We start from the raw sequence: 17,835 nt of genomic DNA on the forward strand, positions 1-17,835 counted from the left end.
GCGCACTTGATCCTCTTACTCGGACAGCTGGAACTGGTACACCTTGACACCTGAGCTTTCCTGCGCCTGTCCATTGACAATTCGCGGTTTGAATTTCGAGCGGCGCGCTGCACTACTGGCAGCACCCTCGAATAGGCCCGGTGGCTTGGCTTCCAGCACCCTTACACCCTTTACGGAACCATCCGGATTGACCGTGATCTGGAGCTTCACATACCCACTGATGCCGGCACGAGCCGCACGCTGCGGATAGCTCGGCTGAATGTCGACCAATGCGACAAGCTCACCGTCCCCGAAGGAGGCCGCGCTATCCTGAGAAAATGTTCCCAAAAATGGGCCGCCAGTGACATTCGCCGACAGATTCAGGTTGGGAACCTTGAATGGCACCGGAGCTTCCTGCTGTGGTGCCTGTTGCTGCACCTCCAGCTCTGGCGGCGGCGGCGGCTCCTTGGGTGGTGGCGGCTTCTCAGGCTTGGTCCGGGTCTTGGTTTCCAGACGCTCATCCCGCTTCAAACGAACGAAATCGACAACGTTGTACGCCTCGGCGTCCGGCTTCTTGCCGGCACCACTGAGTATCAGATAGTGCATCAGCCAGAACAGTGAGAGTGCGACGACGGCCGCCAGGCCGACTGCAACGATCCTACGCATCCTTTATCCGCCCGACGGCTCGGACGCCGCAATAGAAACATTGAGCACGCCGGCCATACGGACCTGATCCATCACCTGGACCAGAACCCCGGTCTCCGACGCCTCGTCGGCAATGATGACCACCGATCCCTCGGGGTTTTCGGCGTGCAGCCGCTCGACGTTGGCGCGTACCGCGCGAATGTCCACCGCACGCTTGTCGATCCAGACATCACCATTGTCGCGAATGGCGATCAGAATATTGCCGCGCTCCTTGCGCTCGGCAGTATTGGCACTTGGGCGGTTGACGTCGATACCCGCTTCCTTGACGAAGGACGTGGTCACGATAAAAAAGATCAGCATGATGAAGACAACATCCAGCATCGGCGTCAAATCGATGCCAGCATCGTCTTCTGAGCGCCTTGATTTGCGGCTCATCAGAATTCCTCAGTGCGTAATCATGTGATCGCCGAGCCTGCGCAGCTCGCGATCAACGATGTGCTCGAATCGGGAAATCGGGTATAGGCCGGACAGTGCCAGAACCATGCCCGACATAGTGGGAAGCGTGGCTGCCGAAACACCCGCCGCCATGGCGCGCGCGTTGCCGGTGCCGAGCGCCGCCATGACTTCGAAAACCTGGATCATGCCGGTTACCGTGCCCAGCAGGCCGAGCAGCGGACAAAGTGCCACCACCGCCTTGATCAGGGTGACCGATCCGGCCAATTGACGGCTGGTCTCCGCCAGCAGCTTCTCCTTGACCTTCTTGGCATACCAGGAGGAATGATCGGTCCGGGCGGACCACGCGTCCTGAGTATTCGCGATGAGAGTCGGCATCACGCGCCAGTAGTAGAGCGCGCGCTCGAAAATCATCGCCCACAAGATCAACGCGACCACAAGCAGCACCTGAACGATCAGTCCACCCGCCTCCAGGAAATCGCGGACGTTACGAAACGGTTCGGCTATGAAGTCCATGGCTCAGCCTCGACCTCAGGCCCGTGCCTTTTCGGCATGCTCGGCGATGATGCCGGCACTTTCTTCCTCAAGTACCTGAATCAAGGCCTTGCTTCGCGACGCCAGGAAGGCATGCAACAACACCATCGGAATCGCCATGACCAGACCCTGGACAGTCGTCGTCAGAGCCTGCGAGATACCACCGGCCATCAGCTTGGGATCACCCGTGCCGAACAGCTGAATCTGCTGGAAAGTAATGATCATGCCGGTCACGGTACCGAGCAACCCTAACAGCGGGCCCACCGCTGCCAGAATCTTCAGAGCTGAAAGCCCACGCTCCAGCGGCGGAATTTCACGCAGCACGGCCTCGTCGAGCCGAAGCTCCAGAGTTTCAGTGTCGACGTTCGTGTCCTTGGTGTACACCGAAAGCACACGTCCCAGTGGGTTGTCTTCGGACGGGGTATCAATATTCTTCTTCTGACGGGAAATCTTGGCGCCCACTGCCGACAGTACGAAGAAGCGAAAGATCGCCATCAAAATGCCCATGAGCGCCAAGGCCATGATCACATAGCCGACAACACCACCTTGCTGCGCCTTCTCGACCAGCCCCGGGGTCTGCACCAGAACCGCCAACAATGACCCACGCGTCGGATCAATGGTGGCGTTGACGTAGCCAGAATCAGCCGCTTCGAGGTCCTTGGCCGTGCTGACGTAGCGAGACGCCGGTTGCTTCGACAGCTCGGCCAGCACCTTGCTCTCGGGCAGGAAATTCAGGAACTGGCCATCGGAAACCGCCGTGAACGAACCGATGCGCGTAATCGGCTGCTGCGTTTCGGCACCGTCCGGAGTGACCACCGTGCCTTCGAACGTCACGATTCGGCCGGTTTCAGTCATTTCGCGCTGGATCTCGAACCAGAGCTTTTCAAGTTCGTCGATCGACGGTAGCGCCTTCGACTGAGCCAGGTTCTGAAGGAACTCTTCTCTGTCCGGAAACTGCGCGCTGATCAGCGAATTGTGTACGGTCGACGCCGCATCGCCAGCGACCTGCCGCACAACACCGAACATTTCGCCCAGGGTACCGGCCTTGGCATCAAGCTGACTCTGCAACTCAGTGAGCTTTTTCTCGTTGGCGTCGAACTGCGCGCTTAGCGTGTTGCTGCGCTGCTGCTCGGCGGCCTGAGCCCGCTTCGCATCGGCAAGCCGCTGAGACTGCTTGTTTCTGTCCCGAAGAAATTCCTGCTCACGTTGTTTGTTGAGCTGTTCTTCCTGGGCACGGACATTTCGGGTTTGATTCAGCAGGTCCTGAAGGCTGCCCTGCGCCGAGGCAGGAGCGGACGCAGCGGCCAAGGCGGCCACAGTGGCCACGAGGCCGAAGCGACGAATGATTCGGGCCGACATTACTTGGCCTCCTGCGGCGCGTGAACGGGAATGATGATGAGATCTGGCGCAGCCTGCTTCTTGGCGATGCGCAGCCCCTGGGTGACTGACTTGTGGAAGCCGTCATCAACGACCCAGGACTTGGCATCCTCGTCCCAGTATCCGGTTTCTTCACCGTCCAGGGTCTGGTACATCAGCGCAACCCGACCCACGCGAAGGAAATCGACTTGCTTGTTACCTTGGTCGCCCGGCAGTGGCCCTTGGTACGACTCGATGGTGCGGCCGTACTCCATTTCAACCGAATAGGCCTCGAGCAGCCGGCGATACTTCTCGGCCGTGGTCACATCGGCACGCGACATCATGTCCTTCAGCTCGGCGATGCGCGTTTCACGTTCCTTCGGCAGAAACGGGGCGTCCAGCTTCACGAACGATTCGAGTGTCGCGAGCATCTTCTGCATCATCGGGTAGACCTCGCGATTGGTCGTCTCGATCTGCTCCAGCTGCTGCTGAATTGAGCCGACTTCTTCCGTCTGCGACTGCACCTGAGCTGACAATTGCTCGTTGTACTGCTGCAGGCTCTTGGTCTCGCGAACAGCCGCGCGATATTCGTCCAGCATCTTTTGCGCCTGATCATCCAGCGCATTCACCCGCTGTTGCGAGACGCGAGCAGAATTGTCCGCCGCCTGCTGTTCGTTGATGACGCGATCGGCCGTTTGCGCCGACGCCGTCCCAACCAGGCTCAATAGAATGAAACCGGCGATGAGGTGAACTGCGGAGCTTGCTCCGCTTCTTAATTGTTGACTGAGCATTACCCTTATCCAGAAGTCGGTGTATCGATCTGAACCACACGATCACGCTGCAAGAATCGTATCCGTTTTAGTTGACGGTCTGGCGAACTGAAAATTTGATTGCCTCGTCAATCAGCTAGCGCCCAAAATTCAAAGGCTGGTCGACGGGAGGCAATCCGATGCGCACAGAACAGGCGCGAACCATCATCTTAGCAACGCCACGCTCGATTGTGGTGCATCGTTGATGGATGGGTTCGTACACGCATGAGGTGTGCCATTTCGGATCGTCAGCAGACGAAACAAATGAACCGCTCGTTGTGCACCGTCAGCGGAGTCGCCGCCGAATAAGCCGCTCTGGTGCGCCTGCCGGAACCGGTGGCTACCGGCGACAAAAAGAGCAATAAGCGCGTAGTAACCGCCGCTGCGGCAGGCGTCCCGAAGGAGCAATAAGGGGGCGCGGAGTGAATAAAACAAATCAGGCAACCCGTCGAGCGTTGCTACGCCGGTGAGTCGGACGCGACCTTCTCCTTCTTCGGTCTTCCACGCGGCTTGTAACTGATTCGCTGCTGGAGTTGCCGTTCAATCTGGGCCTTGAACCGGTCAGTGCCCACAGGCACGCATAAATTGATTCCCGTCCGCAAGCGCTGCATGTGAGCCGGCTCCAGCGCATGGCGAAACAATCCGCGATAGGCCTGCTGGCGCTCAACGTCATTCGCCCCGAGAGCCAAGTAGACGTGATGCGGCCGAGTGATCTGATCTTCCTTGCCATGAGCATTGGCTTTGAAACTTGACCATGGGTAGTCCGCAGCCTTCTGTACCATTCCGACCCTGACGGGATTGAGCTCGATATAGCGACAGCACGCCATCAGGTAGTGCTCGGTATCGATCAAACTGGCCTTGTGCCGGCCCTCCCAGAGCGTGCCGCTGCGCCGGTAACAAGCGTTGACATACTGGACGTAGCGTCGCCCGACGGCCTGCAGCACACGGGAAATGCCTTCCTTGTCCGTCGGCGTGATGAGCAGATGGACATGATTGGTCATCAGGACATAAGAGTGAACCGCCGCCTCATGCTTAAGGCAAGCTTCCCGCAGGCACTGAAGGTAATAGCGAAAATCTTCCGGCGCGTAGAAGCAAGGCTCACGGTTATGTCCACGCTGGATCACATGGCACGACACGCCGATCACACCGTCGCTTTCCACGGTCACCGCATTGACCACTTGCCCACGCAGCCCAACAATCCCCACTGGGATAGTCGCTCTCATTTGTTCCCTGTACTCGAAAGCTTAGACGACCTTCGTTTTACAAGGACTTGCGTCGGGCGGCTATCCCTTTTCTACCTCATACAACTGCACAAGAGCCTTTCTTGTCCCGTCGTTCCTGCCGCGTAGCGGCTTCGTTCAACCAAGGCTTACAACCTGGGTATTGCCGCCTTGCCTCCGCGCCGCCTTGCTCCGTGCCACTTTGCCTGGCCGCATCTTTGCGCGAGACTGTCTGGCTATGGCTAAAGTCACTGCCCTCAAACTCCACCGTGCGTCGCGCGTTCTCGATGTCAGCTTCGCTGACGGATTGACGGCGCAACTGCCCTGCGAATACCTGCGCGTGTTTTCACCGTCCGCCGAGGTTCGCGGCCATGGCGGCGGTGAACCCAAGCTTGTGCCAGGGAAGCGCAACATCAATATTTCACGGATCGAACCGGTCGGCGCCTACGCGGTGCGCCTGATGTTCGACGACGGCCACGACAGTGGCCTGTATTCATGGGAGGTGCTGCGGCAACTCGCCGAGGAGCAGGACAGCAATTGGAAACACTATCTGGCGCGCATGGCCGATCACGGCATGTCGCGCGACCGGGACGTGATGAGCCTGTCCGCGCTCGGCCCGAAGAAGTGGACGCCACCCAAGGCCTGAGGCCATCGAATAACAGATGAGTTCTGTGCGACGCTCCGGCTCCACAATGGGCCGGGCCAAATAATCGGCATCACCGGGCACCGGAGTGCCACGATGGTCTTGTAGAATCGGCGCCTGCCCGATGCACCCTGGAATCCGCTCCCGTGTCCCTGACCAAACCGAAGTCGCTCGGCCCGATGCCGACTCTGATCTTTTCTTCACGCTGGCTGCAGTTGCCGCTGTATCTGGGCCTGATTCTGGCGCAGTGCGTCTACGTGGTGCTGTTCGTGAAGGAGCTCTGGCACCTGATGCACGGCGCCTTTGCCTTCAGCGAGCAGGAAGTGATGCTGATCGTGCTGGCGCTGATCGACGTGGTGATGATCTCCAATCTGCTGGTCATGGTGATCGTGGGCGGTTACGAAACCTTCGTCTCGCGCCTGGGCCTGCAGGGGCACCCGGACCAGCCGGAGTGGCTGAGCCATGTGAATGCCTCGGTGCTGAAAGTGAAGCTGGCGATGGCGATCATCGGCATTTCCTCGATTCATCTGCTCAAGACCTTCATCGAGGCCGGTTCGCTCGGCGGTCTGCCGATCTGCGCCGAGGTGGCGGCGGGCGTGCGCTGCACCACGGTGACGGAGGCTGGTGTGATGTGGCAGACGATCATCCATTTCGCCTTCATCCTGTCCGCGCTGGGCATTGCCTGGACCGACCGCATCATGAGTGCAACGGCCGCCACCAAGCCGGTCCATGTCGCGCACTGAACCGTTCGCGGATCAGCAGACCGGAACGCGCCGATGGCGCTGAGTTCGACCATCTTCCAGTTTGCGGTGCAGCTCGCGGATGTGGATCGCGGTGTTTACGAAAGCCTGGAACTGCGTGTGGCGCAGCATCCTTCGGAGACGCCGGCGTTCATGTTGACGCGGTTGCTGGCGTATTGCCTGGAGTATCGGGAAGGCATCGCCTTCACTGAAGGCGTATCCGCCGGCGACGAACCGGCGATCCTGGTGCGCGATCTCACTGGCCAGATCACCGGCTGGATCGAGGTCGGCCAGCCGGATGCCGATCGGATTCATCGCGGCAGCAAGGTCGCGGCCGACATGGCGATCTACACCCACCGCGATCCCGCGCAAGTGATCGCCCAGTGCGCGGGCAAGCGTATTCATCGCGCCGAATCCATTCCGCTGTATTCCTTCGAGCGCGGATTTCCGGAGTCGCTGGCCAAGACGCTGCAGCGCCGCAACAGTCTGTCGCTGTCGGTGACCGAGCGACAGCTGTATCTTGATTTGAACGGTCAGGCTTTCGAGACGCTGCTTTCGGAGCAAGGTCTCGCTCAATCAGCTCAATAAATGTCCACTGACGGCGGCACCTTTGAATTCGCGCAGCTCGCGCTCGCTTCCGCCTTGCTCAAGGCCGTGCAGGCCATCGGCTACACCAAAATGACGCCGGTGCAGGCGCAGAGCCTGCCACCGATGCTGGAGGGTCGGGACGTGATCGCGCAGGCGCGTACCGGTAGCGGCAAGACCGCAGCCTTCGGCTTGGGCCTGCTGTCGCGTATCGAAGTGGGCCTGAATCAGGTACAGGCGCTGGTGCTGTGCCCCACGCGTGAACTGGCCGATCAGGTCGCCAATGCGATCCGCCGGCTGGCCAGCACCACGCCGAATCTCAAGCTGCTGACGCTGACCGGCGGCCGTTCGGTCGGCCCGCAGCTGGCCTCGCTGGCCCATGTGCCGCAGATCGTGGTGGGCACCCCTGGGCGCCTGCAGGACCATCTGCGCAAGTCCACGCTGGATCTCGGCGCGATCCGCGTACTGGTACTGGACGAAGCCGACCGCATGCTCGACATGGGCTTTGAGCCGGCGATACGCGGCATTGTCTCGCACACGCCCGGTTCGCGGCAGACGCTGCTGTTCTCGGCCACGTTTCCACCGGAAATCCGCGCAGTCAGCGGCTGGCTGCAACGCGATCCGCTGACAGTGACCGTGAACGAGGCACCCGTATCGGTGCGCCAGCGCTTCTTCGAGATCGAGCTGGCTCAGAAGAACGACCTGCTGAAACGCCTGTTGGGCCGCTACCAACCCTCGTCCGTGCTGGTGTTCTGCAATACACGGCGCGATGCCGACAGCGTGGCGGATCATCTGGTTCGCAGCGGCCATTCGGCGCTGGCACTGCACGGCGATCTGGAACAGCGCGATCGCGACGAGGTGCTGTTGCGTTTCGCCGGCGGCAGTTGCCGCGTGCTGGTGGCCACGGACGTGGCCGCGCGCGGCCTGGACATTCCAGCCTTGCCGCTGGTGATCAGCTACGAGGTTTCACCGGATGCGGATGTGCATGTACACCGCGTCGGCCGTACCGGCCGTGCCGGCGCCGAAGGGGTGGCGCTGCACCTGTGTTCACCGCGCGAATCGGCACGGCTCAAGTCGATCGAACCGCGAGTGCCGGGTGGCATTGAATGGGAAAAGGCGTCCCTGGTCGAAGGCACCGCCAATTCTGCCCTGCAGGCGCCGATGCGCACGCTGTGCATCGATCGCGGCCGTTCCGACAAAATGCGCCGCGGTGACATACTCGGTGCCCTGACGGGCGACGCCGGTCTGTCGAGCAGCGATGTCGGCCGTATCGACATCATGGCGACGCGCAGCTACGTGGCGGTCGAGCGCAGCAAGGCTAACGCTGCGCTTTCACGTTTGCGCGAACACGGCATCAAGGGAAAGAAGCCGCGCGTGCGGCCCATCCAATGATGAGCGTTTGTCATTCCGGACAGGCCGAAGGCTTGACCGGAATCCAGGCGACGTCCGGTTCTCGCGCGAATTCCGGCTTGTCGTGAGCGAAACCGAGGCGATCACGCCGTTTGATCGGTCAAAAAAAGTCCCCGACGCGACAAGCACGTCGGGGACTTTTCAGGCGACGGACTGACGCAAAAAACTACTTCGCGTCGACGCCCACATCCGCGTTAACCGAGGCATCTGCATCGACGGCGACGCTCGGAACCTTCTTCCGCAGGGTTTCCGCACGCGTCGAAACGGCGGTCTGGCTGTCGGCGGCTGCATTTGATACCCCTGTCTTGACACCGCCGAGCGTGGAGCCGACAGCGGCCTTGCTCTTCGCGCCAGCCTCCACGGCGGTGGACTTTCCGGTCTCGACGGAGCTGCTGATGGCCGCCCTGCCACCGCTCAGCGTGCCGGATGCCGTGCTACGACCGTGATCGACACCGCTTTCGACGGCGCTGCGGACAGAGCCACGGCCTTCGACCGATCCGCTGCCGCCGAGATCCACGCCGAGACCCTGGCCGCCGCCTAGACGCACGCCGAGGCCCGCCTGGGCATTGGCCGCCGGCTGCACCGAGCCTTCGGTATTGATCTGGGCATCCGCCTGATTTTCGGCGCTGATCGCCGCATCCTGCGCTGACACAGCGGCGCTCATGCTGAGCATGCCGATCACGGCGGCGTTGGCAATATAAGTCATTTTCATGGGGTTCCTCGCTGAAGTCCTTTTGGGTTTGGGTTCCGATCGCAGCTTGGCTCTCTATTTGAAATTTTCATTTCACTTCGGCCGGAACCGGTGAATCGCTCGAATCGGCCGCACCAGTGCGTAACCGGCTTGGGCGGACTGAACACCTTACGGTAACGTGGCCGGTGCCGGTCGGTTGACCCCGCAAATCCGCGCGCAGATCGGAAACCAGCTATTAGTCCCTTATCAGTTCAGTCGAGGGACTTGCGAAATTCCCGCTGAAGTTGGGTTGAGTGCTTGCGCCAGCCACGTGCTGGTTAAGTTGAGTCCAATCCGGAAGCCTTTGACTGAAATCCGGAGATCAATATGGTCAAGAAGTGTCCATATGGGGCGCGAACTCGATCTTCTCGCCACGGCGCGGCTTGTGATCGATCAACGGCACATGGCCCATGCCTTGACTGTGCGCGCGCAGGATCGGGCTGCAGCAGGCGGCATCCATCAGGTCGTAGAGGTGGGTCGCGCGCTGCGCACTCATCGTCGCCAACGGGATCGCCCGCTGCGAGTCGTGCACGCTGGCCGAGGTGAGCACCGCCGAGATCGGGATCAGACCGTCGGCCACGTCCAGGTGGGCAGGATCGCTCCTGCACCACGCAACACTCGGTACCGGCTGGTGGCTAACCTTTGCCGGGGCGGGACTTCCACCCACCTGAATTCCATCAAGAGATTTCAGCCTTCAGATTCCTTCCTCAGCTTCCCTCCCTTCCAGGCTTGCCTAGCGCAACGTCCCCTTATTGCGACGTTCGTCAGCCGGGCGTTACCGACCATCGCGCGATCCTTCCTGAGCATTCTCCACTAGGTTATACCGTTGGGCGTGAGCCGGATCACGGTGGCGAGCGGGTGCGCCGCGCTCGGATGTGACAACGAAGCAGGACTGGCGATGTCTGAGCAAAAAGGAGTCTGAGCAAACACAGCGCGCTGGCCGCTTTCCGCGCCGGCCAGCGTGCCGCTGGCGCAAGCACTCAAACCAATTTCAGCGGGAATTTCGCAAGACCCTCATAGATCATATATTTCACCATTTGTCCGTCGCTGCCGGAAGATGCGGCACCGTTCACGCAGTGGAGTAACGCACCGTTACGTTAATCGTCCCAGGAGGAGAAAATGATCATCAAATTCAAAAACCGGAAAGCCGAGCGCCAGCCTACAGACACTGGTACCCGAATAAAAAAATCGGCTATTCTTGCCTCTATTTCTTCAATCTTAGCATTGTTGTGTTACGGTCCAGCCAGCATGGCAGCCAATCCGCTATTGAATGTAATTTCGCCAACGGAGTGGTATATGCCCGTTTTGAAGGAGGGTACATTAGTCTACCTGCAATCGGCTATTCTGCAGTCCAGCGACAAATTCTACGACAGGGATGGTAATAGTCATACATTTGAGGGCCCCACTTCGGCTAGTGGCGCTCCCAATTTGGATCATTCGGTCTCCGGGATTTCCCGTTTTGCCTATGTATGGTCGTTCGAATCGCTGCCCAACGTGGGCTGGATTGCGGAATATTTTCAACCGTATGCATCAGCACGGATTTATGACGCCGGCGACTCGGTAACTGGACTGGCAGACCCACTGTTTTTGGGTGGCCCATACATAAACCCGACTCCAAACAGCATGATCGGTTACTTAGGCGTGGTTGGGGCTCCGTTCGGTTCAAATGACCTATCCAACCACTTCTGGTCCTACACCAACCTCATCCCGATGTACTATGAACGCAATGACGTCACCCTTGAGAGTACACTGCTGTATACGATCGTCGGGGATCAGTATCATGGAGGCCGCAAAGTGCATGTCGGCGACAGCTATAGCGCAAACGTTCAGGTAGGCTATAGGGTCAAGCCTTGGTTGGTTCCCTTTGTCAGCTATGCTTGGGTGAAGAATGAGACCTCCCGCGATGCCGACACTGGTGAGGCTGTGCGAGGAATGGGTCCCAGCACCTATGCATGTCACGGCGTGCTGAATGGTTCTGGCAAGTGTCAGGAGCAAACCCTCGGTGGCGGCGTCGAGTTCCACTTCGGCAAGGGCGATACCAACAAGCTCATGCTAAAGTATGCGACATCCGTTGACGGCGAAAATGCGAATAAGACGAATGCCTTTTACCTGTTCTTTGTGCATCCGTTACTTAATTCCTGAATCCGTCAATAAATAAAATAAAATGAGGGGTCGGAGTAAATAAAAGAAGTGTTAAAGTGCGGATCGGCTGGATTTATTTTATTCACTCCGACCTCCGGATCTATGCTGTTTCGAGTGGAACCATCCGATTTCAAAGAGCGGTGGCAAGTCGGGGTCCATGACATTTCAGGTGGAACAATCGTGCCCTCATCGCGTGCAGTTACCGTTGATGTGCTGGACACCCTTCTCAGTGTGTTGCGTCGATCATGGTGAGGACGAATGCTCCGTGGTCAAGGCTTGTCGGCCTAACTGCTTGCCCGACAAGCCTTTTCCGAGCATTTCACGCTGCCGCCGAGCGTCAAGGTCAAGCCCTTCGGGCGGCCTGCGGCCGACCTTGACGCTCAACAGCAGCTCGAGAAACTGGGCCTTGTCTTCCACCCGAAACGACATAGAGCCGCAAGGGATCAATGCCGTCCTTAGCCGTCTCGAAGATGGCTCGCAGGGCTTCCTTGAGCCGCCAGGCGCGCGCAGTCTTCAGATTCGAGTGCGTCAGCCAGTGCATGTCGTCGATCTGGGTCCGGCTCCAGCGGCGATGATCCTTGAGCGTGCCCCAGCGCTTGTCTTTGAGGGCGGGCTGGCTCTTGACCTCAAGGCGGCGGACCTCTTCGACCGCCTCGTTGGCCAGCTTGATGACATGAAAGCGGTCAAAGCACTGCGCCGCCTGCGGCAGGCGCTTCGCAGCCCCGGCCTGGAAGGCCTTGGACAAATCCATCGTTCCCGCAAGCGGGCGGGGGTAGGTCGGCATCACGCGGCGCGTGGTTCAGATTGTGGTTTCGATGTGGAGTCGGCGCCCAAAGGTGCGCTCTGTGAGTTTGCTTCAGGGGCTCAAGGGTTCCGGCAGCCGCAGGGCGCGCCATAGACGCAGCGTCGGTTCGGCTTGGTTGAGCGTGTAGAAATGCAGGCCCGGCGCGCCGCCGGCCAGCAGCGTCTCGGCCAGGCGCGCCACCACCTCCAGCCCGAAGTCCTGCAGCGAGGCCTTGTCATCGCCGAACTCGGCGAGACGCAGGCGTATCCAGCGTGGTACCTCGGCGCCGCAGGCGTCCGAAAAGCGCAGCAACTGCGCGCCGTTGAGGATCGGCATGATGCCGGGAATCACCGGCACCTCGACACCGGCCTTGGCGCAACGCTCCATGAAATCGAAGTAGGCGTCCGGGGCGAAGAAGTACTGCGTGATCGCCGCGTGCGCACCGGCGTTGACCTTGCGCACGAAGTTGTCGAAATCGCCACGCGGGTCCGGTGCCTGCGGATGCATTTCCGGATAGGCCGCGACTTCGATGCGGAAATGTTCGCCATGCTGCTCGCGAATGAAGCTGACCAGTTCGTTGGCGTAGCGGAATTCTCCGGGCGCACCGGCATCCATCGCCGTGGCCGGGAGATCGCCGCGCAGGGCGACGATGCGTTTCACGCCGGCCGCGCGATAACGGTCCAGCAGCTCGGCGATGTGCGCGCGCGTCGAGCCCACGCAGCTCAGGTGCGGCGCGGCCGCTACGCCGGTCTGCTCGACCACCTTGACCACGGTGTCGTAGGTGCCGTCCTGCGCCGAACCGCCGGCGCCATAGGTCACCGAAAAATAATTGGGCTGCACCGCCGCGAGTTTGCCGATGATCGCCGGCAGCTTTTCTTTCCCCTGCGGCGTGCGTGGCGGAAACAGCTCGAAGCTGAATGACAGCGCCTGAGGTGTGAGGTGTGAGGTGTGAGGTGTCATGGTCCCGGTTTCTTCAAGGCGTTGAGAAGTCCACCCAGCTTGGCGAATACGCAATCGAGTTGCTCATCGATGGCCTCGTCTTCGCCGAGATATCCGAGCCGGCGCGCGATTCGCCACTGCGTATCGATTTCTGACAGCGAGCCGCGCGTCATATGCAGAAAATGAATGAGCTCGGCGCGTGTTCCGCGGGCCGCGCCTTCAGCGATATTCGAAGGCACACTGACGGCGGCACGAGGAATCTGCGTACTCAGTCCGAACCGCTCATCGGATGGGAAGGATGAAGACGCCTGATAGATCATCTCGACCAGGTCCAGCGCATCGCGCCAGACCTCAAGCTCGTGGTGACGCCGCTTTTCGCGCCTCACGCCTCCCACCTCACGCATCAGTAGCGGTAATGATCCGGCTTGTACGGGCCGTCCACCGGCACGCCAAGATAGTCGGCCTGCTCCTGGGTGAGCGTGGTCAGCTTGACGCCGATCTGCTCCAGGTGCAGGCGCGCCACTTCCTCGTCGAGCCGCTTCGGCAGGCGGTACACGGTGTTTTCGTAGCTGTCCTTGTGCTCCCACAGATCGATCGCCGCGAGGGTCTGGTTGGAGAAGCTGTTGGACATCACGAACGCCGGATGGCCATGCGCGCAGCCGAGGTTGATCAGGCGGCCTTCGGCCAGCACGTAGATGCTCTTGCCGCTGTCCGGGAAGCTGTAGTGATCGGTCTGTGGCTTGATGGTGTCGCGCACCGCGCCGGAGGCGTTGAGGCGGTCCATCTGGATTTCGTTGTCGAAGTGCCCGATGTTGCAGACCAGCGCGTTGTTCTTCATCGCCTTCATGTGCTCGAGGGTGATGATGTCCTTGTTGCCGGTAGTCGTGACGTAGATGTCCGCGAAGTCCAGCACGTCTTCGATGGTCTTGACCTCGAAGCCTTCCATCGCCGCCTGCAGGGCGTTGATGGGATCGATCTCGGTCACGATCACGCGCGCGCCGAGGCCACGCAGCGAGTGTGCCGAGCCCTTGCCGACATCGCCGTAGCCGCAGACACAGGCGACCTTGCCGGCGATCATCAGATCTGTGGCGCGCTTGATGCCGTCGGCCAGCGATTCACGACAGCCGTAGAGGTTGTCGAACTTGCTCTTGGTGACCGAGTCGTTGACGTTGATCGCCGGCACCAGCAGCTTGCCGGCCTCCATCATCTGGTAGAGGCGGTGCACACCCGTGGTGGTTTCCTCGGACACGCCGCGCCATTCGGAGGCCACGAGCTTCCAGAAGCCGGGACGTTCTGTGCGGGTTTTCTTGAGCAGGTTCTTGATGACCTGCTCTTCGTGGTTGGCGCCGGGGCCGTCGACCCAGTCGGAGCCGTCTTCCATCTCCACGCCCTTGTGGATCAGCAGGGTGGCGTCACCGCCATCGTCCACGATCAGCTCGGGGCCCTTCATGCCGGGGTGGGTCAGCGCGTCCAGCGTGCAGTCCCAGTACTCTTCCAGGGTCTCGCCCTTCCAGGCGAACACCGGCGTGCCGGCGGCGGCGACCGCGGCGGCGGCGTCGTCCTGGGTCGAGAAGATGTTGCAGGAGGCCCAGCGCACCGAGGCGCCCAGCGCGGCCAGGGTTTCGAGCAGGACCGCGGTTTCCTTGGTCATGTGCAGCGAACCGGTCAGGCGCACGCCGGCCAGCGGCTGCAGCGGCGCGTACTTGGCGCGGATGCTCATCAGGCCGGGCATTTCCTCCTCGGCCATGCGGATGCGCTTGCGGCCGAGTTCGGCCAGGGACATGTCACGGACCTTGTAGTCCACGTCGGGAACGTTCTTGATGACGGCGTTCATGTTGTCACTCTCGGTTGATCCGGGCGCTGTTCGCAAATGGAAAGCCGCCGAGCCTGGCTCGCAGTGCGCGAGTCGCAACGCCCCTCGGCGGCGTAGTCGAGGCCAGTATATCCGCTTATGCGGATAAGAGGATATGGAGTTGCCGGCGTGCCCCGGCAAGCTGGCTTACGGAGTCGGCACGACGCCTGCTAGTCTTTCACCACTATGGCCAAGAAAATCCAGAACGATCCGCTGCGTCGCGTCGAAACCCTGCCTCAGGACGAGCCCCTGCGCGAGGATGTACGCCGTCTCGGGTCGGTGGTTGGCGAGATGCTCGCCGAACAGTACGGTCCCGAATTCCTGACCTACGTCGAAGCCGTGCGCACCGGTGCGATCCGGCGCCGCGAGCAGGGCGAGGCGCCGGATGCGCTGGCCAAGCAGCTTGCCGGATTGTCGGTGTCATCGGCGGAAATGCTGACGCGCGCTTTTTCCACCTATTTCCAGGTGGTCAACACGGCCGAGCGCGTACACCGTATCCGCCGCCGCCGCGACTACCAGCGGCAGGACAACCGTCCGCAGCCGGACAGCCTGCAGGCCACCTTGACCAAACTCAAGGCGGACGGCGTCGGTATCGACGAGCTCATGGACTGGCTGCGGCGGATGGACATCGAGCCGGTGTTCACCGCGCATCCGACCGAGTCGATTCGTCGCGCGCTGTTGCAGAAGGAGCAGGAAATCGTGCGCACGCTGGTCGACGACCTCGACGGCAACCGCACGCCGCAGGAACGCGAAATCGATTGGGCGCAGCTGCGCATGGCGCTGACTGCGGGCTGGCAGACGCGCGAGGCCTCGCCGGTGCGGCCGACCGTGCAGGACGAGTTCGAGCACGTCAGCTTCTATCTGTCGGACCCGATCTATCGCGTGCTGCCGGTGTTCTATGAATCCCTGGCGCAGGCACTCAAGCTCGTCTACGGCTACGAGGGCGCGCTGCCGCGCGTGCTGCGCTTCGCCTCCTGGGTCGGTGGCGACATGGATGGCAACCCCAACGTCAATGCGCAGACGGTCGAAGATACGCTGCGCTCGCAACGGGCCCAGGCGCTGCGCCGCTATATCGACGAGGTGCGGCATCTGGCGCAACTGCTGTCGCAGACCGATGACCGTGCCGCGGTCGATGCCGAGATTCCGATGCGCAGCGGCCGCTACCGCGAACTGCTTCCGGAGATCGCCGCGGCGATCCGGCCGCGCCATGCGGACATGCCGTATCGCGTGTTGCTGACGCTGATTGCGGGTCGTCTGCAGGCGACGCTGGCTGGCACCTTGGCGCGCTATGGCCATGCCGATGAGTTTATCGGTGACATCGAGCTGATCGCCTCCAGCCTGTGGAATAACGGCGGGCGCCACGCCGGTTGGTTCGCCGTCAACCGCCTGCTGTGGCGCGCGCGCAGCTTCGGCTTTCATCTGGCGCGCCTCGACGTGCGCCAGGATTCGCGCGTGCACAGTCAGGCGCTGGCCGCACTGTTCGGCGATCCGGACTGGAGCGAGCGTGCGGCCGAGGAGCAGCAGCAGACGCTGGCCGCCTATGCCGCCGGCGGCGCCCGCGCGCCGCGGCCGGCGGCGCCCGAGGCCGCCTCCACGCTGGCGGTGTTCGACGCAATGGCTCGTGCCGTCAAGGACTACGGCCATGCCGCGGTGGGCCTCTACATCATCAGCATGGCGAAGAAGCCGGCCGATGTGCTCGCGGTGCTGGCGCTGGCGCGGCAGGGTGGCTTCGTCGATGAAGCCGGAACGGTTCCGCTCGATATCGCACCGCTATTCGAAACGGTGGACGACTTGCGCAATGGGCCGGAGACCTTGCGTGCATTGCTTGACGATGCCGTGTACCGGACGCATCTGGCGGCGCGTGGCGATCGCCAGGTGGTGATGCTGGGGTATTCGGACTCCGGCAAGGACGGCGGCATCGTCGCCTCACGCTGGGCCTTGCAGCGCGCTCAGGTCGAGTTGCTGGAAGTGGCGGCGGAGGCCGGAATCCAGCTCAATTTCTTCCATGGCCGCGGCGGCAGCGCCAGCCGCGGCGGCGGCAAGATCGCGCCGGCGCTGATGGCCAGTCCGCGGGGGTCGGTGGCCGGCGTGCTGCGTGTGACCGAGCAGGGCGAGGTCATCCATCGCAAGTACGGCATCCGCGCGCTGGGTCTGCGTACGCTGGAACAGTCCGCCTCGGCCACGCTCACCGCGAGCATGCGGCCGCGCGAGGCGGAACCGCGCGAGGCCGACTGGAAAAAAACGATGGCGGCGCTGGCGCAGTACGGCCGCGAGGCCTACCGGGATTTCGTCGACCGCGAGGGCTTTGTCGAGTATTTCCGCACGGCCACGCCGATCGACGTGATCGAGCGCATGACCCTGGGTTCGCGGCCGTCACGCCGCGGCACCATGAAGGGGGTGGAATCACTGCGGGCGATTCCCTGGGTGTTCGCCTGGACGCAATGCCGTGCGGTGCTGACCGCCTGGTACGGACTGGGCAGCGCCTTGGAGCGCGCCGCCGCCGAGTTCGGCGAGGACCGCCTGTTGGAAATGGCGCGCGACTGGGGCTTCTTCGAAACCTTGCTGGACGATGTCGACATGGTATTGGCCAAGGCTGACCTCGATATTGCCGAACGCTTTTCGAAGCTCGCGGGCAGTCGCCACGATGAGTTCTTCCCCCTGGTCCGTGGGGAGTTCGAACGAACGAAGCAGTGGATCCTCAAGCTCAAGCGGGAAGACCGTCTGCTGGCTCGCGAGCCGCGGCTCGCGCAGTCCATCCGGCTGCGCAATCCCTACATCGACCCGATGTCCCTGATTCAGGTGGAATTGCTGGGGCGCTGGCGCGACGGCGGCAGCGAGGACGAGGAATTGCTGCGGGCGCTGGTCGCCACCGTGAACGGCGTGGCTCAGGGACTGCAGAACACTGGCTGAGCGCAGTGGCTTTTTGCGCTTCGATAGGTTCTAACGGCCATGGCGCAAGCGCCACCCTGCACAATGAATCGCCTGCGGCATGGCCGTTCCCCCCACCCACCGCT

At 61.5% G+C, this 17,835-nt stretch carries 16 protein-coding genes, 2 pseudogenes and 1 riboswitch; of the genes and pseudogenes, 6 read left to right on the forward strand and 12 right to left on the reverse strand.

The features are described from left to right. Positions 1–15 precede the first annotated feature (15 nt). The 6 genes from RM530_RS10505 to RM530_RS10530 all read right to left on the reverse strand — a co-directional run bounded on the left by RM530_RS10505 (position 16) and on the right by RM530_RS10530 (position 4,999). On the reverse strand, positions 16–645 hold the full coding sequence (locus RM530_RS10505) for an energy transducer TonB (RefSeq protein WP_311365182.1): 630 nt from the start codon (positions 643–645) through the stop codon (positions 16–18). Positions 646–648: 3 nt separating this feature from the next. Further along, entirely contained in the window at positions 649–1,059 is a 411-nt protein-coding gene (locus RM530_RS10510; RefSeq protein ID WP_311365183.1) for an ExbD/TolR family protein, read from the reverse strand. 9 nt (positions 1,060–1,068) lie between these two features. Beyond that, the gene (locus RM530_RS10515) at positions 1,069–1,593 is read right to left on the reverse strand and encodes a MotA/TolQ/ExbB proton channel family protein (protein ID WP_311365184.1); all 525 of its coding nucleotides are present in this window, start codon (positions 1,591–1,593) and stop codon (positions 1,069–1,071) included. A gap of 15 nt (positions 1,594–1,608) precedes the next feature. Next, positions 1,609–2,970: a MotA/TolQ/ExbB proton channel family protein gene (locus RM530_RS10520; protein ID WP_311365185.1), complete on the reverse strand. Its 1,362-nt coding sequence runs from the start codon at positions 2,968–2,970 to the stop codon at positions 1,609–1,611. Continuing rightward, positions 2,970–3,758 (reverse strand): DUF3450 domain-containing protein, encoded by a 789-nt coding sequence (locus tag RM530_RS10525; protein ID WP_311365186.1) that lies wholly within the window; start codon positions 3,756–3,758, stop codon positions 2,970–2,972. The genes RM530_RS10520 and RM530_RS10525 overlap by 1 nt, the downstream gene beginning before the upstream one ends. Positions 3,759–4,234: 476 nt before the next feature. Beyond that, entirely contained in the window at positions 4,235–4,999 is a 765-nt protein-coding gene (locus RM530_RS10530; RefSeq protein WP_311365187.1) for a transposase, read from the reverse strand. A gap of 235 nt (positions 5,000–5,234) precedes the next feature. Here RM530_RS10530 and RM530_RS10535 point away from each other — a divergent pair, with 235 nt between their 5' ends. From RM530_RS10535 to dbpA, 4 genes are all read left to right on the forward strand, one after another. After that, a complete protein-coding gene (locus RM530_RS10535; protein ID WP_311365188.1) occupies positions 5,235–5,642 on the forward strand; it encodes a gamma-butyrobetaine hydroxylase family protein in 408 nt (135 codons plus the stop codon). A gap of 176 nt (positions 5,643–5,818) precedes the next feature. Then, positions 5,819–6,382 carry a TIGR00645 family protein gene (locus tag RM530_RS10540; protein ID WP_349256221.1) on the forward strand — a complete coding sequence of 188 codons (564 nt, stop codon included), beginning with the start codon at positions 5,819–5,821 and terminating at the stop codon, positions 6,380–6,382. 33 nt (positions 6,383–6,415) lie between these two features. After that, entirely contained in the window at positions 6,416–6,967 is a 552-nt protein-coding gene (locus RM530_RS10545) for a YaeQ family protein (RefSeq protein WP_311365190.1), read from the forward strand. Next, on the forward strand, positions 6,968–8,356 hold the full coding sequence (gene dbpA, locus RM530_RS10550) for an ATP-dependent RNA helicase DbpA (protein ID WP_311365191.1): 1,389 nt from the start codon (positions 6,968–6,970) through the stop codon (positions 8,354–8,356). A 184-nt stretch (positions 8,357–8,540) separates the two neighbouring features. Here dbpA and RM530_RS10555 read toward each other — a convergent pair whose 3' ends face one another. Next, positions 8,541–9,086: a hypothetical protein gene (locus tag RM530_RS10555; protein WP_311365192.1), complete on the reverse strand. Its 546-nt coding sequence runs from the start codon at positions 9,084–9,086 to the stop codon at positions 8,541–8,543. Between the two features lie 367 nt (positions 9,087–9,453). Further along, a pseudogene (locus tag RM530_RS10560) lies at positions 9,454–9,693 on the reverse strand (IS5/IS1182 family transposase); the annotation flags it as partial. 530 nt (positions 9,694–10,223) lie between these two features. Here RM530_RS10560 and RM530_RS10565 point away from each other — a divergent pair. Continuing rightward, complete coding sequence (locus tag RM530_RS10565; RefSeq protein ID WP_311365193.1) at positions 10,224–11,246, forward strand: transporter family protein; 1,023 nt, start codon at positions 10,224–10,226, stop codon at positions 11,244–11,246. 451 nt (positions 11,247–11,697) lie between these two features. Here the strand turns inward: RM530_RS10565 and RM530_RS10570 are convergent. From RM530_RS10570 to ahcY, 4 genes and pseudogenes are all read right to left on the reverse strand, one after another. Beyond that, positions 11,698–11,997 (reverse strand): annotated as a pseudogene (locus tag RM530_RS10570) (transposase); the annotation flags it as partial. Positions 11,998–12,102: 105 nt separating this feature from the next. Next, on the reverse strand, positions 12,103–12,990 hold the full coding sequence (gene metF, locus RM530_RS10575) for a methylenetetrahydrofolate reductase [NAD(P)H] (protein WP_311365194.1): 888 nt from the start codon (positions 12,988–12,990) through the stop codon (positions 12,103–12,105). Next, complete coding sequence (locus tag RM530_RS10580) at positions 12,987–13,373, reverse strand: four helix bundle protein (protein WP_311365195.1); 387 nt, start codon at positions 13,371–13,373, stop codon at positions 12,987–12,989. The genes metF and RM530_RS10580 overlap by 4 nt, the downstream gene beginning before the upstream one ends. Further along, positions 13,373–14,803 (reverse strand): adenosylhomocysteinase, encoded by a 1,431-nt coding sequence (gene ahcY / locus RM530_RS10585; RefSeq protein WP_311365196.1) that lies wholly within the window; start codon positions 14,801–14,803, stop codon positions 13,373–13,375. The genes RM530_RS10580 and ahcY overlap by 1 nt, the downstream gene beginning before the upstream one ends. Positions 14,804–14,817: 14 nt before the next feature. After that, positions 14,818–14,895: riboswitch (S-adenosyl-L-homocysteine riboswitch) on the reverse strand. A gap of 112 nt (positions 14,896–15,007) precedes the next feature. On the opposite strand from ahcY, the gene ppc reads away from it, so the two are divergent. Further along, a complete protein-coding gene (gene ppc / locus RM530_RS10590) occupies positions 15,008–17,731 on the forward strand; it encodes a phosphoenolpyruvate carboxylase (protein WP_311365197.1) in 2,724 nt (907 codons plus the stop codon). Positions 17,732–17,835: the final 104 nt, after the last annotated feature.

The sequence above is a fragment of the Banduia mediterranea genome, assembly GCF_031846245.1.
Lineage (GTDB): Bacteria > Pseudomonadota > Gammaproteobacteria > Nevskiales > Nevskiaceae > Banduia > Banduia mediterranea.

Bases quoted from the DNA above. Each gene is read 5' to 3' on its own strand.
- RM530_RS10520 (WP_311365185.1), bottom strand. From the start codon at position 2,970: ATGTCGGCCCGAATCATTCGTCGCTTCGGCCTCGTGGCCACTGTGGCC.
- dbpA (WP_311365191.1), top strand. From the start codon at position 6,968: ATGTCCACTGACGGCGGCACCTTTGAATTCGCGCAGCTCGCGCTCGCT.
- ahcY (WP_311365196.1), bottom strand. From the start codon at position 14,803: ATGAACGCCGTCATCAAGAACGTTCCCGACGTGGACTACAAGGTCCGT.
- RM530_RS10510 (WP_311365183.1), bottom strand. From the start codon at position 1,059: ATGAGCCGCAAATCAAGGCGCTCAGAAGACGATGCTGGCATCGATTTG.
- RM530_RS10525 (WP_311365186.1), bottom strand. From the start codon at position 3,758: ATGCTCAGTCAACAATTAAGAAGCGGAGCAAGCTCCGCAGTTCACCTC.
- RM530_RS10515 (WP_311365184.1), bottom strand. From the start codon at position 1,593: ATGGACTTCATAGCCGAACCGTTTCGTAACGTCCGCGATTTCCTGGAG.
- ppc (WP_311365197.1), top strand. From the start codon at position 15,008: ATGGCCAAGAAAATCCAGAACGATCCGCTGCGTCGCGTCGAAACCCTG.
- RM530_RS10530 (WP_311365187.1), bottom strand. From the start codon at position 4,999: ATGAGAGCGACTATCCCAGTGGGGATTGTTGGGCTGCGTGGGCAAGTG.
- RM530_RS10535 (WP_311365188.1), top strand. From the start codon at position 5,235: ATGGCTAAAGTCACTGCCCTCAAACTCCACCGTGCGTCGCGCGTTCTC.
- RM530_RS10580 (WP_311365195.1), bottom strand. From the start codon at position 13,373: ATGCGTGAGGTGGGAGGCGTGAGGCGCGAAAAGCGGCGTCACCACGAG.
- RM530_RS10555 (WP_311365192.1), bottom strand. From the start codon at position 9,086: ATGAAAATGACTTATATTGCCAACGCCGCCGTGATCGGCATGCTCAGC.
- RM530_RS10565 (WP_311365193.1), top strand. From the start codon at position 10,224: ATGATCATCAAATTCAAAAACCGGAAAGCCGAGCGCCAGCCTACAGAC.
- RM530_RS10505 (WP_311365182.1), bottom strand. From the start codon at position 645: ATGCGTAGGATCGTTGCAGTCGGCCTGGCGGCCGTCGTCGCACTCTCA.
- metF (WP_311365194.1), bottom strand. From the start codon at position 12,990: ATGACACCTCACACCTCACACCTCACACCTCAGGCGCTGTCATTCAGC.
- RM530_RS10545 (WP_311365190.1), top strand. From the start codon at position 6,416: ATGGCGCTGAGTTCGACCATCTTCCAGTTTGCGGTGCAGCTCGCGGAT.
- RM530_RS10540 (WP_349256221.1), top strand. From the start codon at position 5,819: ATGCCGACTCTGATCTTTTCTTCACGCTGGCTGCAGTTGCCGCTGTAT.